Consider the following 13,357-nt stretch of genomic DNA (forward strand, 5'->3'; position numbering starts at 1 on the left):
TCTTGACAGCCATGATGTTGATTTTCTCGGCCTCCTTTCACCGGTATCGGAAAGGCGTAGCGCGAAAGCAGGAGATTCGCTGGTTGAGCGAGCACCACGTGCTCGACCGGCTGCGCGATAGACTCGGTTTGTAGTCATGCTTCGCGTACGCGCAGCGAACCCGGATAGCCCGGATCTGCACGGAGCGATTTCCGGAAGCACCGGGCACGTGTCACGTTGTAAAGACTGGCGCTGGAGGAGTGGACGAAATGACCCTGAACTACGCAGGCAGGTCGCACGATGAAGCCGTCGCAGCGCGACACAAGCAGAAACAGAAGGCGCAGGAACAGGCGGGCGGCGTCATGGCTATAGAAGGCATGGAGGCCGACGCCGAGCATAGTTGCGGCGAGCTATCCGATCAGGGCAAGCAGGTATGGCGAACTGGAAGCGGAATCGACGGCGGCGGGAAGGAGTGATGCGATCGTGTCGATTCGACGTTAGGCACATGGAGCAATTCATTCCCTCCGTATCGCTCGCCAACCAGCAAGTGTATTGAATGAAGCCCGTGAAACGTACAAGGCCACCGGGCACTGTACGCCACCGATGTTGTGCCAGCTTATAGAGCCTGCCAAAGCGACCTTTTACCGGTTTTTTTCCCCGTTTCCACGCGAGGGCGCGTCGTCTTGTTTGAACCGCCCATGGTCAGGATCGCATCGAGCCGCTGCCAGCGCCTAGCCATTTCCTCGCGTGCCTGATCCATTGCTTCGGCTTCCTGTATGGGATCTCCGCGGCGTCTCGCTCTTCAATTTCCGCGGCAACCGGCATACCATCATCCGTCGCACGCTGCATGGCTTCTCTGCGTCTTTTACTTTCTGCCAGCTCTTCCGCATTGACCTGGTCATCGTTCATGATCCACTCCTGTGAGACATAGTGGTTCGCCGACAGGCGGTTAGCGCCGCCCTGATAGCCGGGACGGCGCGACACATCGTAACGGTGTTCGTGACGCACACGTCATCCGTCCACGAAGACCCGTTGGGACACAGGCATGCTGGACAAGTGTCCTTCGTACCGGCTCGCAAGTTCGTGGACGACGGCCAGCGTGATCAACGCAGCGCGTGTGATGTGACGTCCTCTTGCTGCCAGATCGACTTGTTGCAGCAGACTTTCGAGAAGATTGAACTGGATGCCCACGGCCTGCGAGGTAACCCGCGCGCAATTGATGTCGACAAGCGTCCAGATTCCCTCTCCATCGTCCATGTCGAGCACATGCAATTCCGATGTACTGCAGGTGGTAGTGGGTATGAGTTGCTCGCTGCGGTCATACGCCAATTCGACAGCCTCCTGCGCGTCGACCTTCAGTTCATCCATCGAATTGCCGTGCGCAGCGGCACCGGGGAAATTGGGGAAACTGGCGCGAAAGCCAGTGTCGCCATCGCGGTGCACACAAGACGGATATTGCATGTCCTGCTCCACTCCAGCTGCGGACCGACTGGCATTCAGTCAGAGTCTGCTCGCCTGAACGTTGCCGTCGACGATGTCCCTGCCGTATTGCATCGCGAGGTCGATGGCATCACCCGCGGTGGTGGGACTTGTTGTAGTGAACAACGTGGCATAGCGCCGGGCCTTTGCCTCGCCGGGCTGAATGGTGTCGATGCGCACGACAGACGAAAACTGCCGCGGACCTTTGGCATACGGGTCACGGTGCAGCGGAAACTCTTGATGAGCGTACGCGCGTAACTCGTATCCTCTGTATTCGATGGTGGGAATGGTCATGATGACGCGCTCCGTAAATGGTGCTGACCGTCATTGAACTGTGCCTGTCCGGATGCGCAAAAAAGGGCGGCCAGAGGTACATCTGGATCACTTCACAATGCGCTTGATGATGCAGCAAGGCAATCTAAATCGTGCGGATGTAAATTGGAGGCCAGCGTCTTGCCGCCCCCCTTCGGACGGCGAGTCCGTCCAACGACCTGCTCGTGCAGGGCGTAGTTTTCGTGCTTGCGCGTGAGTTGTGCATCGCCATTACCTACCCGATGCCCGGTCCCGCAGTACCCGGCGCGAGTGCCGGCTGCGCGCGTGGCGGTGCTGCGTCATTCCCTGAGACCGCATTGGCGCGCCTCAGATTGCGGACTACATCGCAGTCGGCGGTACAAGCACGATTCCGTCGCGACATATCGCCCAGCTTTGGTTCGAGCACGCGACGCAGCTCTGTATGCACGCGGCAGGCGGATTGGACAGCCAACGCGGGCTTTCGCGAATTGAATCGTCCAACAGCGCAATGGTGCTGCAACGTCTCTCCGCTACGAACGCGGCGGAAAAATAGTGTGATCTGGTGAAGATCATGTGACCACTCCTCGTTTGTCGAGTGACCTGAACGGGCAACCGGGCTAAGTTTGTTGTGCGAGACTGCCCTGGGCACGTTTCCTTGTGAGAGATACGAGGCGCCCGCGGTCAGGGTGCGTTTGCCTGTGTCAAACGTCGGTACGGTGCCGTACGGGCATGCATCTGCGTCGACATGCACAGTGGGACCAAAGTGACCGATGAAATCTTGCACAACGCCGTGAAGTACACACCGCCAAGCGAGCATATCCACTTCTTCGCGTATTTGGGACGAACACACCTGGTTTTGCGCGTGAGCGACCCTTGGCTCGGCATTTCGGCCGAGCTGCTGCCGCATGTTTTCGACGGCCGGACGATGGCGGCCAGTTCCGGCGGTCTCAGCATCGGGCTTGCCGTCGTAAGTGCAGTTGCCCACGCGCATGGAGGAACCGTGTCAGCGAGCAGCGCGGGACCAGGATCTGGGAGCGAATTCAGACTACGGCTGCCTGTCATTGCAGCGCAGCGCAGTATTTCCTTCCTGCGAAAGCGCGATCGAGATTCGCAGTTACCGCGGTACTTTCATCGTTTTATGCTGCAAATCGCCAGAACCCCGCATAATGCCGCGCTGAAACTCACGAACTACAATTTGAATGGGCCGCTTCGCCGGGTTACGCATAGCGGCGGCGGCCCTCTGTCGCACGGTTTTCAACGGGACGTCGAGGAGCGGTACATGGCAAACGTGGATCCTGCAAGGAAAAACCATCTGCTCTCCGTTCTGCAGGAAGCGGAGTGGGCGCGGGTGGCATCTCACCTGGTTCGCGTCGATATGCCATTGGGCCAGGTCGTATATGAATCCGGCGATCGCCTCGATTACGTATATTTTCCGACAACGGCGATCGTCTCGCTCCTATACGTCATGGAAGACGGTGCGTCAGCAGAAATTGCGATCGTCGGCAATGAGGGGATCATCGGTATCGCACTGTTCATGGGTGGGGAGACCACGCCGAGCCGGGCGATCGTGCAAAGCGCCGGCGCGGCGTACCGACTCGATGCGCGGATTCTGAAAGAAGAATTTCACCGCGCTGGCCCGGTGCAGCGGCTCTTGTTGCGCTACACCCAGGCACTGATCACCCAGATGGCACAGACAGCCGTGTGCAACCGTCATCATTCGATCGACCAGCAACTCTGTCGATGGCTGCTGCTCAGCATAGATCGCCTGCCCTCCAACGAACTGAAAATGACGCAGGAACTGATCGCCAACATGCTTGGCGTGCGGCGCTCGGGGGTCACCGAAGCGGCCTTGAAACTGCAAGACGCGGGGCTGATTCGCTACAGTCACGGGCACATAGAGGTACTGGATCGCCCCGGACTGGAAGCACGCGTATGCGAGTGCTACAGCGTGGTGAGGCGGGAATTCGACCGCCTGTTACCCGATCTGAAAGCACTGTAGAGGTCGCGCCGTGTCATCAACACCCTTTAGACCTCGATTTTCACCTTCAGCGCCCGCGTATCCGTCGCGTGCGAAAAAGTCTCGTAAGCGTCGAGAATATCATCGAGACGGAAGCGGTGCGTGATCAATAGGTTTGCGTCGATTCTTCTGGAATGCGGGCTGCTGAGAAGCATGGGTGTGCTAAACGGATCGACCAGCCGCGTGGTGATCGTAATGTTACGATCCCAAAGACGTTCGAGATGCAGATCGACCTTGGTTCCATGCAAGCCGATGTTGCCGATTGTCCCGCCCGGCGCGATCAGTTCCTCACACAGTTCGAACGTTGCTGGAATGCCGACCGCCTCGATCGCGGTGTCGACTCCGAAACCGGCGGGCATGCTCATCACAGCCTTCACGGACCACCTTCTGGGCGCAATCGAAGGCGATTGTCTTTCTGTTCATGACGTCCGACGCGCTCGATCAGTTCCGGAACTCGAAGGGCTGGACGGTTGCCGGCGATGCGTCTGTGGCGCTCGTGAAGATCGGCGCAAACGGACCGATCGACACAACGACGGCCACGGCGCCTGTCGAGGTCATCGTGATGACAAACGCCGGGCTGATGGCGGACGTCTCGCTTGCCGGTACCAAGGTGACGCCGCTCAGGATCTGATTGCCGCGTCCGAAAGGCCAGCGAACAGACGCAGCTAACTTCATCGTTTCTGTAACGTCCAGTCGGTGGGGTGGTACCGCAAAATTTCGGATGAAGATCCATCGACTGCCCTTTCGCAGTGAGGACGACAGATACACGACGGCAGGTCTTTTTCCCTTCCTGATCTGTGCTCGCAGGGACCATGGTTGCGTTTATTTTTACGCTATTGCCTGTGTTCTCGTTTGTCCATCGAGTCGTCTCGCCATCCTTCTTTTTATTGAGCACTTCGAGCAGTGTACGCTTCATCGAATCAATGTCGGCTTTCTTGATGTACGACATGGGCGTGTCATTGAGGAAGTTGAGATTGCTCGCCTCCGCGACCGGGATGGCCGCCAGCAGCAGCCAGCAACGCCAGGCTCGCGCCGTCTTTCAATTGCGCGAGGCTCAGTTTCGACATTCACATGTAGGACCCCTTTAGTCGCCGGCCATGACAGCGCCAGGACTCACGGCGGCCAGCAGTACGGAGGACATCCGTACTGCGATGTGCGGTGTCACCCAATTCCGTCGGCGAAGAGGCCGGATACCCCGCGTTGCCCTCAGAGCAAACTGCGTCGGTCATCCGCCCAGCGCAATAATCGCCACCGTCAACAGAACGCCCAGCGCGGTCATCGCAAAGCCCGCTTTCATTGCCCCTGCGCCCGTGTAGCGTCCCAGCGCAAAGCCCGCGGTAAAGAGTATCGCGAGGGTCAGCAGTCGCGAGGCGATCAGTGCCGCCGTGAGATCGTTGATGATCAGAAACGGCAGCGCGACCGGGAAGGTTCCCAGGACGACAAGCAGAAAGATTCCCAGCGCACCGACAAAGTCACCACGCACGAGATTCGCGCGAGGCGGCAGTGTCGACAGGGTCGCGAGCCGCGCGCGGATCCGCTCGAGGTCAGTGTCTTCGACGAGCTGCCGCAGCTTCGCCGGCAACGCGTCACGCAGAGCACGCACACCGACGGCCCTGTCCTGCTCCTGCTTCACGGTCAGTGCGAGCTTCAGGCGCTGCCCCCGATCGGCGAACGTGCGTACGAGATACATCACGGCGTCGGCGAGCCCCCAGGCGAGATTGCATCCAAATGCGGTGAGGAACAACTTGTGCCCGGCGTCTTCACCAGCGGTGGCTGCCTTGACCGCACCGACGAACGTCAAGGCCATGAACAGACCAAAACACAGTTCGCAGACGCGGTCGACAGTATTAAGAATCCGTTCGCGTTGTTCAGGTTCGGAGTGTCCGGCCGGTGTAATAGCGCTCATTTGCCGCGACTCAAGTCAGGCGCATGACGTCGCACCTGGTGCCAACAGGACTGTCGTATGAGCAGTATATGAAAGAGACGACAGATTGGCGCTCCTGTTTCGGTCCATTGCGGCTGAAGTGGGAAGCGGTGGACCATGGCAGGCGCAATTTGCTTGACGGCTATTCAGGTTCACGGACCCATGCGTACGACATCAATCAAAGATCTGAAGGTACCCAATGGCCCTCGTAGCCTACGCGATGCGATATACACCTGTGATCTTCTAGAAGCGCACGCCGAAACCTCCCTCGATGATGTCTGCATCGCGGTTGTACCGGGTGACCATGCGATTCCACGTGACGCGGGCCAGCCAACGGTGCGACAGCCGATAGCTCGCCGACACTGATACAAGACCCGAAAAGCGGCCATCACCGGTGCGGTTTTGCGGCAGGTCGTCATTCTGCGTGACCGACAGATATGGGCCTGCGCCGACACCCAGGGTGAGCCTGTCGTCGAAAAATGCGCGCGTCGCCCACAGCTGCATGGCGATGCCGTCCCGGCGCGATTGCACGTGCCCGCCCTCGTGCAGATAGGATGCGGTGAAATCCACATAGCGCCATAGGCCTCGTCGGTACTCGATGCTTTCCGCCACGTTCGATTCCGAGTCGAGACTGTTCAGGATGGTCGTACCGACCATGACCATGACTTCGTTGCTGGTGACGTTTGCGGTGCGCGACGCGGCCCGGGCGCGAGGTCCGCGAGCCTCGGGCGCATCGAGCTGATAGCCGACGCCGAAGAGCAGCGCGGTCGTGTCAGGACCGCCGAAAGCCTGCACGCGATTCAGCTTCATCTCGACAATCCATCGGTTGTCGAAGTAATACGCCGCGCGCAAAGTCAACATGCCGCCCCAGCCGTGCGTATTGGCGTAGTCGCCCCCCGCCTGCGCCGCGCTCGTATCAAAATACCGATAGGGGCCCGCGCCCGCCGACAGTTCCAGCCGGTCGTCCCATAGGGGCAAACGTCCCCAGATTTGCAGGGCCTGGCCGTCACGATGGTGGTCGGGAATGTGGCCTTCGTTTAGCCAGGAGAAACTCCAGGCGACATAGCGCCCGAGTCCTTCGCGATAATTGGCTTCCCATGAATAGGTGTTCTGGCTGCCGCTTCTGAGCGGGCCGGCGAGCAGGGAGAATTCCTGCGCCTGAACGGTCCCGCTTGCGACGCAAAAGGCGGCGCAAACGACCACACGGGCGGCGCTTGTGCGGCCTTTACCTTTGTTCGAGTCTGTGATCACGCGGGATCGTCGTGCAGGAAAGTTTGGAATCCTTCGCTACGTCTGTCCGTCGGAGGATACCGGTAGAAGGCAGTTCATGCGGTCCCGACGAACGAGGAAACGTTTGCGAAACGTTGCGTAGCCAACGAACCAGACAATATAACTATCTTCAAACTTTGGGCTTTGGCCCCTTCGTTTGCGGGCCAACTTCTCCCGTCACCCCGGGATGCCGCAATCGATTGTCTGTCATGGCCGACCGAAGACTCCATGCTGCGCATGCCGCCGTGCAAGACGACATCCCTAAAATGAGATCGAATAGCGGCACCGGCACGACACTGCGCTGGCCTGCACTACGGACGTTGCGGATGTTCAAGAAAGAAGCGTAGCATTTCGCCACTCGCGTCCGGCCCGCTTGCGTCCGTAAAACTGCCGCGCGCACTGCCCCCTGCCCATGCGTGCGGCGCGCCGTGAATGGTCCATAGCTCGGCATCGACGCCGCCGCGGGAAACCAGCTGCACTACCGTGCAGTCACGTCGGCCCGCCCCGCTACGACGCTCTTCGTCAACTCCATCGTGTTGTCTTTCAAAATCGCGCACGATTCGGCCGGCATTCGACAGGTGAACCGTGGCATCAGCATCGCCATGAAAAACAATCACGGGCCGTTGCGGCGCAAACGGCTGGGATTGCGTGCGTCGCGCCTCTGCGGGATGTGTGCCCCCTTTCATCGCGGCGAGCGCAGACGGCAAGTTATGCGCACAACGCGCAGCAAGACCGGAATGTACGCCGGCCGCGGCGTACAGTTCGGGATACTCGCTAATCATGATTGCCGCCATTGCGCCGCCGGCGGACAGGCCCGCCACGTACACCCGCGTAGGGTCGACATCGTGCATGGCAATGATCTCGCGCGTGATGCCCGCGATCAGGGCCGGCTCGCCGCGTTCTCGCGACTGATCACCCGGCCTGAACCAGTTCCAGCACTTCGACGGATTGGCCTGCTTCGGCTGCACCGGATACGCGACAAGAAACCGGTGACGCTCCGCGAGCGCATTCATCTGGGTGCCGGCTGCAAAGTCATCAGCGTCCTGGGTGCAACCGTGCAGCATGACAACGAGCGGCATCGGTGTGCTTGCGGTCCCGGCGGGCACATAGAGCCGATATTGCCGGCGGCCAGCCGCATTCGAATACGCGTGCATGCTGAAATGCCCGCGATCTTCGACATCGGTGCGTCCCTGTTCCGTCACACGTGGAGGGATTTCGTTTATCTTCCCCCGGTAGAGCGGGGCATCCACAGGTGTGGATACGGTTTCATCCGACCTGTGGTTAGCGGCACGAGCGCCTTCGCCGCGCAACGCGCGTTGAATTGCCGCCGTCGCTTCGGCAGGGCCGCGTGTACGCAACAAGGCCATCGCTTCGTGCATCGAGTTCAGGAATCCTTCATTCAGTTTCATGATGTGGTCCGGTAAGCAGAGTGATGTCAGGTTCGGCCGCGGGGGCTACCGGATACGGTCGGCGAGCGCTGCCTTGACGGCCGGCGTCGCGTGAAATGCCCCCAGCACCGCGACACTTCCAATCGTTGCGCGTGCAAGTTCCGGTGACACGTCAGCCGCAATGCTTGCCAGCCCGAGCACCTGGATGTCGAGACGCTCGCGCGCCGTGCGGACTGCCTCAAGGTCCTGCCTGGAAAAATGCTGCATGCCGAGCACGAGCGCGCGGCGTGTGACGGTCTCCTGAACGACCTGAGCGTGTAACGCAAGCTGATTGCGGATGGCTGTTCGGATCAGGTCGGTACGGTTCGAATAGAAGCCTTCTTCAACGAGAAGATCGATCTGACCGAGGTCTACGGGAACGAGATTGATCGTGATTTTTTCGGACTCTCCGCCTTTGGTGCGAAGGGTCTCGGGAATCGCAGTTTTTTTCATATTCCATCCAGTGACCATCCATACGGATGGTTATAGGCTGGTTTTAGCTGCGATGCAACATATTTCGCTGCGGGAATGAAATCCCGTCCGATATCAGAAACCGACGCCGATGCCGACCCCGCCGCCGACGCTGCCGCCGTTGAAACTGCTGCCGCCGATGCTGATCCCGATGCTTGTGCCCGGCGTGTAGTAGCCCGGACCGTAGCCGTACGCCCGGTCGCCGTAGCCATAAAGTTGGGCAGCAACACAGCCTGTCATCGCGACCGCGAAGGTCAATATTCGGATCAGCCTGATCACTGTCTTCTCCCGTTCATGCTGGCCGAAGCCTGCGCTCCGGCGCCACAATTTGCGCGGCGTGCCAGCGTCCAGCATACCGTGGAACAACCATTGCGCAACACAGTATGCATCCCTAACAGGAGCCGGACATCATGGACTTAAATTGCCTGCCTTATCGCGGGCTGGGCGTGCTCGTACGCATCAACGAGCACAAAAGCGCCTCCGTCAATGGATCAGAACCGCGCTACGGCGTCACATGGCTTCTTTATAAAGAGGGGCCTTTTGTATCCGCAAACGTCATCGCCAGTTCCACCGAGCCGGTGAACTTCATCTCTGTAGAGGAGGCCGCCCGCTTTGCCGAGCACCGCGCACATACGTTCGCGGATTGCGCTTTCGTTGCCCGGGAGCGCGTGTGATCAGGGGCCGCAGCCAGCGAACCGGTCCGGTCGAGGACAAAGCCCGAGCGCATCACGAACTGCACCGCTCGTGTAGCACTTATCCGAGGCGCACGTCGATGCGCCGCGGCCGGCCCGGGGCTTCGACGCCTCGCGCTTTCCCGTGGTGCCAGCTGCGGAACTCCGTTCAGGCGAATGCGTTTCATGCCAGATGTGCGCAGTTTCGAAACACTACTGCGCACCTCCGATCGCACGATTTGCTAGCGTCAACATTTTCTCGTCGAGCTTCAGCGCCGCTTCGTGGAGCGCCGCATTCGTCAGATTGCCCATCAACGTTGACGGCTTGTTGTACACAAACCGGGTTTGTCCGTCCGCGTCCTCATAAATTGCAACGCGTACAGGAACATCAAGTCCCGCCTCGATGTCGTGTTGAATCATCGTGATGGCAATCAGCGGATTACCGATGATGTACATGATCAGCTTGTGAGGATGCCCTTCAAATGCGGCCCAACGCCCGTGATCGAAGGTCGCGAGCCGGGTGAAGCCGCCTGGACCCAATACCGCTTTCACCCGACGTTCGAAATCCTGCCTGTCAGTTGCAGCTTCCGGAATGGACCGGCAGCCGACGTCCTCAACCGTTCCGACCTGCGCTTCAAACGCCTTCACCACCATCTGAAACGGCGTGGCGGTCTTCAGTGTAATGTGATCTACCGTTGTCTTCTCAAGCACTGCACTCTCCGATAACGCGTTGCGTTGTATTCAACAAGCGTTGCAGCAAAAATTCGGCCTGGTGAAGCGATGCGCCTGATGGTTCGAACTGTGAAAGAACACATGTCAAATGATCCGCAATGCCGGGCGGGTTTTGCGTGGACGATCGGCTAGAGCGGCGCGAAGCGAAGCATGTGCGCCTGTCCAAGGCCGCTCTGGCCAAGCACCGTCTCATCGTTGTATGGAAGAGGCATTTGGTTGCCGAACAGCCGGACGCGACCAGACCCAAAGCGAACTCTGCGACGAGATCGAGGAACGTCCGGTATTCGCTCATCATTAGATGTCGTCGCAAATCGACACTGCCACCAAGTCACCGTTTAGCCGTGCGCCAGGCGATCGGCTCACTCGTCTTTTTTCCTGTGCGTCCGTTCATGCATCGCTGCGATCAGGGTATGCAGTTGTTCCACACTGAACGGCTTGCGAAGCGAAGCACATTTGAACCCGAGCTCATTGCGAGACGGCGCGTCGCCCCCCGACGCAAACACTATCCTGATACCTGGATGGCGCTCGACAGCCGCCCTTGCGAATTCGATTCCAGACTGGCCCGGGAGGACAATATCCGTCAGAAGCACGTCCGGCCTTTCCATCGCCAGCATGGGCATCGCCTCTTCTGCGCTGCCGGCCTGTTTCACGTCATAGCCCATGTTGATGAGCAATTCGCTGATTGCCTCCCGTGCCGTCCTGTCATCGTCCACGATCAGGATGGAGAGACCTACGGGCGCATGAGGCGCTCCCGTCGGCGTGAGTCCGGACGGTTGTTCGTCCATCGCCGTGTTCACGTCTTTCCTGCGGGCCGGACCTAGCAACCGGCGAATCTTCGACGCCAGCTGCTCCCGGCTATAAGGCTTGCTCAACAGGTGAACGCCCGGGTCCAGGCGGCCGCCGTGGACGATCGCATTCTGTGTATAACCTGACGTAAAAAGAACCTTCAGGTGTGGCAGCAAGCGCGTCGCAAGTCTGGCTAGTTCGGTGCTGCGCATCGTGCCGGGCATCACGACGTCCGTGAACAAGAGGTCGATATGGGCGCCGCTTTGCACGATAGCGAGTGCGCTTTGTGCGTCGTTCGCCTTGAGCACCGCATAGCCCAGTTGCCTGAGGGTTTCGACCACGGTTGCCTGTACGCGCCGGTCGTCCTCGACCACAAGAATGGTCTCGGACCCGCCGGTGAGCGCAACGGGTTCTGCGGGTTCGAGACAGGCCGTGTTCTCCATCGAGCGCGGCAGATAGATCTTCACGATCGTTCCGTGTCCCGGCTCGCTGTAAATCCTGATATGGCCACCGCTCTGCTTGATGAAGCCATACGCCATGCTCAGACCCAGACCCGTGCCTTGCCCTTCCGGCTTGGTCGTAAAGAATGGCTCGAAAGCGCGCTCCAGCACGTCGGCGGGCATGCCGGTTCCGGTGTCGGTGATCGCCAGCAGCACATATTGGCCCTCGCGGACATCCGCGTCGAGTGCACTGTAGTGATCGTCGAGCATGGCGTTCGACAGCTCGAGCGTCAGTTTGCCGCCTTCCGGCATGGCGTCGCGGGCGTTGATGGCAAGGTTCAGGACGACATTCTCAAGGTGGTTCGGGTCGACCAGCGTGTTCCACAGTCCGCCAGCAATAACCGTTTCTACATTGATGACCTCGCCGAGTGCCCGTCTGAGGAGGTCGTCCATGCTGCGCAGCATGACGGCCAGATTCACGACAACCGGCTGCAGTGCCTGACGGCGCCCGAACGCCAATAGCTGTGACGCAAGGTTTGCCCCATGCTCGACCGCTTCAATCGCCTTGCCGAGACGCTCTCTTGTCCAGACGTCGCGGCCATGCCGCCCTTCGAGCAGTTCCAGATTCCCGCGCAAGACCTGCAGCACGTTATTGAAATCGTGCGCCACGCCGCCGGTCAGTTTGCCGAGCGCCTCCATCTTCTGCGACTGAAGCAGCGCGGCACGCGCCTTTTCGAGCTCTTCGTGGGCGTTCTTTCGCTCGGTCACGTCGCGTGTGATCTTGGCGAAACCGACCAGTTGCCCCTCTTCATCGCGGATTGCGTCGATGACGACGTTTGCCCAGAACCGGCTGCCGTCTTTCCTGACGCGCCATCCCTCAGTTTCGAAACGCCCTTCGGTCGCGGCGGTGGCGAGACTGCGAGCAGGCAGACCTTCAGCCGCATCTTCCGGTGTATAGAACCGGCTGAAATGCGCCCCAATGATTTCGTCCGCCTGATACCCCTTGATGCGCGCGGCGCCGAGATTCCAGTTGGTTACATGCCCTTCGGGCGACAGCATGAAGATCGAGTAATCGGTCACGCCCTGGACCAGCAGCCGGAAGCGCCGCTCGCTATCGACGACAGCTTCATAGGCGAGGCGCTTGTCCGTCGTGTCGCGTACGATCTTGCCGAAGCCGATGAATGTGCCGTCTGGCGCGTAGAGTGCCGTGATGAGCACGCTGGCCCAGAACCGCGAACCGTCCTTGCGTACGCGCCAGCCTTCCGTATCGTATTGCCCGGACCTACGCGCGATCTCCAGTCCCCGCTGAGGGACACCGCCGCGCCGGTCCTCCTCTGTGTAGAAAACGGAGAAATTCCGGCCGATTATTTCACCAGGCTCGTAGCCCTTGATGCGTCCGGCGCCGGGGTTCCAGCTAGCCACGTCTCCCCGCGCGGTCAGCCTGAAGATCGCGTATTCCGAAACGCGCCTGATTAGGGACTGCATCCATGACAGATCGCTATCCTGGTTCTGATCGTCGTCCATCGGACCTCTCGTTAAAATTTCTGTGGGACAAAGGTCAGCGCTGCGTTTTCCACGTCTGTTCCGGACCGCCCCCCCGGGCGTGGCCTCGTGCATGGAGGTGACCGGAAACGTGCGGTGGCCTGGCTCGCCACCCGCAAGCCAAGCCAATTTATCAAATTGCGCATCGGGCACAACGCGCAATCGTTGCGTGCCACCAACCTGAAGTTCGCGAGAAGATAATGGCCAGAACGGTGTCAGCTCATACAGATTTTTTCCGACTGCCCACCAACGATACCGCATATCCAGGCCACTACTGGTCACTGCGAGTCCGTCGTTCCTGACCCCCTCCGTCCGCTCTCCTGCATCCA

The 13,357-nt window shown here is 59.7% G+C and carries 13 protein-coding genes and 3 pseudogenes; 5 read left to right on the forward strand and 11 right to left on the reverse strand.

Going from position 1 to position 13,357, the window contains the following annotated elements:
• The first annotated feature begins 248 nt into the window (after nucleotides 1-248).
• Nucleotides 249-455, forward strand: coding sequence for a hypothetical protein (locus KZJ38_RS16570; protein WP_219797240.1), 207 nt, complete (start codon nucleotides 249-251; stop codon nucleotides 453-455).
• Between the two features lie 226 nt (nucleotides 456-681).
• Here KZJ38_RS16570 and KZJ38_RS16575 read toward each other — a convergent pair whose 3' ends face one another.
• From KZJ38_RS16575 to KZJ38_RS16585, 3 genes are all read right to left on the reverse strand, one after another.
• Nucleotides 682-888, reverse strand: coding sequence for a hypothetical protein (locus KZJ38_RS16575; RefSeq protein WP_219797259.1), 207 nt, complete (start codon nucleotides 886-888; stop codon nucleotides 682-684).
• A 102-nt stretch (nucleotides 889-990) separates the two neighbouring features.
• Complete coding sequence (locus tag KZJ38_RS16580) at nucleotides 991-1,440, reverse strand: type II toxin-antitoxin system HicB family antitoxin (RefSeq protein WP_219797260.1); 450 nt, start codon at nucleotides 1,438-1,440, stop codon at nucleotides 991-993.
• A gap of 39 nt (nucleotides 1,441-1,479) precedes the next feature.
• Entirely contained in the window at nucleotides 1,480-1,752 is a 273-nt protein-coding gene (locus tag KZJ38_RS16585) for a hypothetical protein (protein ID WP_219797262.1), read from the reverse strand.
• A gap of 742 nt (nucleotides 1,753-2,494) precedes the next feature.
• Between KZJ38_RS16585 and KZJ38_RS36580 the strand changes: the two are divergent.
• Both KZJ38_RS36580 and KZJ38_RS36585 read left to right on the forward strand, forming a co-directional pair.
• Nucleotides 2,495-2,749 (forward strand): annotated as a pseudogene (locus KZJ38_RS36580) (sensor histidine kinase); the annotation flags it as partial.
• 279 nt (nucleotides 2,750-3,028) lie between these two features.
• Entirely contained in the window at nucleotides 3,029-3,748 is a 720-nt protein-coding gene (locus KZJ38_RS36585) for a Crp/Fnr family transcriptional regulator (RefSeq protein WP_246641786.1), read from the forward strand.
• A 26-nt stretch (nucleotides 3,749-3,774) separates the two neighbouring features.
• On the opposite strand, the pseudogene KZJ38_RS16595 reads toward KZJ38_RS36585, so the two are convergent.
• Nucleotides 3,775-4,137, reverse strand: a pseudogene (locus KZJ38_RS16595) (zinc-binding dehydrogenase); the annotation flags it as partial.
• Between the two features lie 20 nt (nucleotides 4,138-4,157).
• Here KZJ38_RS16595 and KZJ38_RS16600 point away from each other — a divergent pair.
• A pseudogene (locus tag KZJ38_RS16600) lies at nucleotides 4,158-4,397 on the forward strand (YSC84-related protein); the annotation flags it as partial.
• 594 nt (nucleotides 4,398-4,991) lie between these two features.
• On the opposite strand, the gene KZJ38_RS16605 reads toward KZJ38_RS16600, so the two are convergent.
• The 5 genes from KZJ38_RS16605 to KZJ38_RS16625 all read right to left on the reverse strand — a co-directional run bounded on the left by KZJ38_RS16605 (nucleotide 4,992) and on the right by KZJ38_RS16625 (nucleotide 9,211).
• Nucleotides 4,992-5,672, reverse strand: coding sequence for a VIT1/CCC1 transporter family protein (locus KZJ38_RS16605; RefSeq protein ID WP_219797267.1), 681 nt, complete (start codon nucleotides 5,670-5,672; stop codon nucleotides 4,992-4,994).
• Nucleotides 5,673-5,933: 261 nt separating this feature from the next.
• A complete protein-coding gene (locus KZJ38_RS16610) occupies nucleotides 5,934-6,938 on the reverse strand; it encodes a hypothetical protein (RefSeq protein WP_219800395.1) in 1,005 nt (334 codons plus the stop codon).
• 332 nt (nucleotides 6,939-7,270) lie between these two features.
• Nucleotides 7,271-8,368 (reverse strand): extracellular catalytic domain type 1 short-chain-length polyhydroxyalkanoate depolymerase, encoded by a 1,098-nt coding sequence (locus tag KZJ38_RS16615; protein ID WP_219797269.1) that lies wholly within the window; start codon nucleotides 8,366-8,368, stop codon nucleotides 7,271-7,273.
• A gap of 45 nt (nucleotides 8,369-8,413) precedes the next feature.
• Nucleotides 8,414-8,839 (reverse strand): CopG family transcriptional regulator, encoded by a 426-nt coding sequence (locus tag KZJ38_RS16620; RefSeq protein ID WP_219797271.1) that lies wholly within the window; start codon nucleotides 8,837-8,839, stop codon nucleotides 8,414-8,416.
• Between the two features lie 93 nt (nucleotides 8,840-8,932).
• Nucleotides 8,933-9,211, reverse strand: a complete 279-nt coding sequence (locus tag KZJ38_RS16625; RefSeq protein ID WP_343223821.1) for a hypothetical protein — start codon at nucleotides 9,209-9,211, stop codon at nucleotides 8,933-8,935.
• 56 nt (nucleotides 9,212-9,267) lie between these two features.
• Here KZJ38_RS16625 and KZJ38_RS16630 point away from each other — a divergent pair, with 56 nt between their 5' ends.
• Nucleotides 9,268-9,531 carry a hypothetical protein gene (locus KZJ38_RS16630; protein WP_219797273.1) on the forward strand — a complete coding sequence of 88 codons (264 nt, stop codon included), beginning with the start codon at nucleotides 9,268-9,270 and terminating at the stop codon, nucleotides 9,529-9,531.
• Between the two features lie 210 nt (nucleotides 9,532-9,741).
• On the opposite strand, the gene KZJ38_RS16635 is transcribed toward KZJ38_RS16630, so the two are convergent.
• The gene (locus tag KZJ38_RS16635) at nucleotides 9,742-10,239 is read right to left on the reverse strand and encodes a DUF302 domain-containing protein (protein ID WP_219797275.1); all 498 of its coding nucleotides are present in this window, start codon (nucleotides 10,237-10,239) and stop codon (nucleotides 9,742-9,744) included.
• 380 nt (nucleotides 10,240-10,619) lie between these two features.
• Complete coding sequence (locus KZJ38_RS16640; protein WP_219797277.1) at nucleotides 10,620-13,010, reverse strand: hybrid sensor histidine kinase/response regulator; 2,391 nt, start codon at nucleotides 13,008-13,010, stop codon at nucleotides 10,620-10,622.
• Nucleotides 13,011-13,357: the final 347 nt, after the last annotated feature.

This window comes from Paraburkholderia edwinii (assembly GCF_019428685.1).
Lineage (GTDB): Bacteria > Pseudomonadota > Gammaproteobacteria > Burkholderiales > Burkholderiaceae > Paraburkholderia > Paraburkholderia edwinii.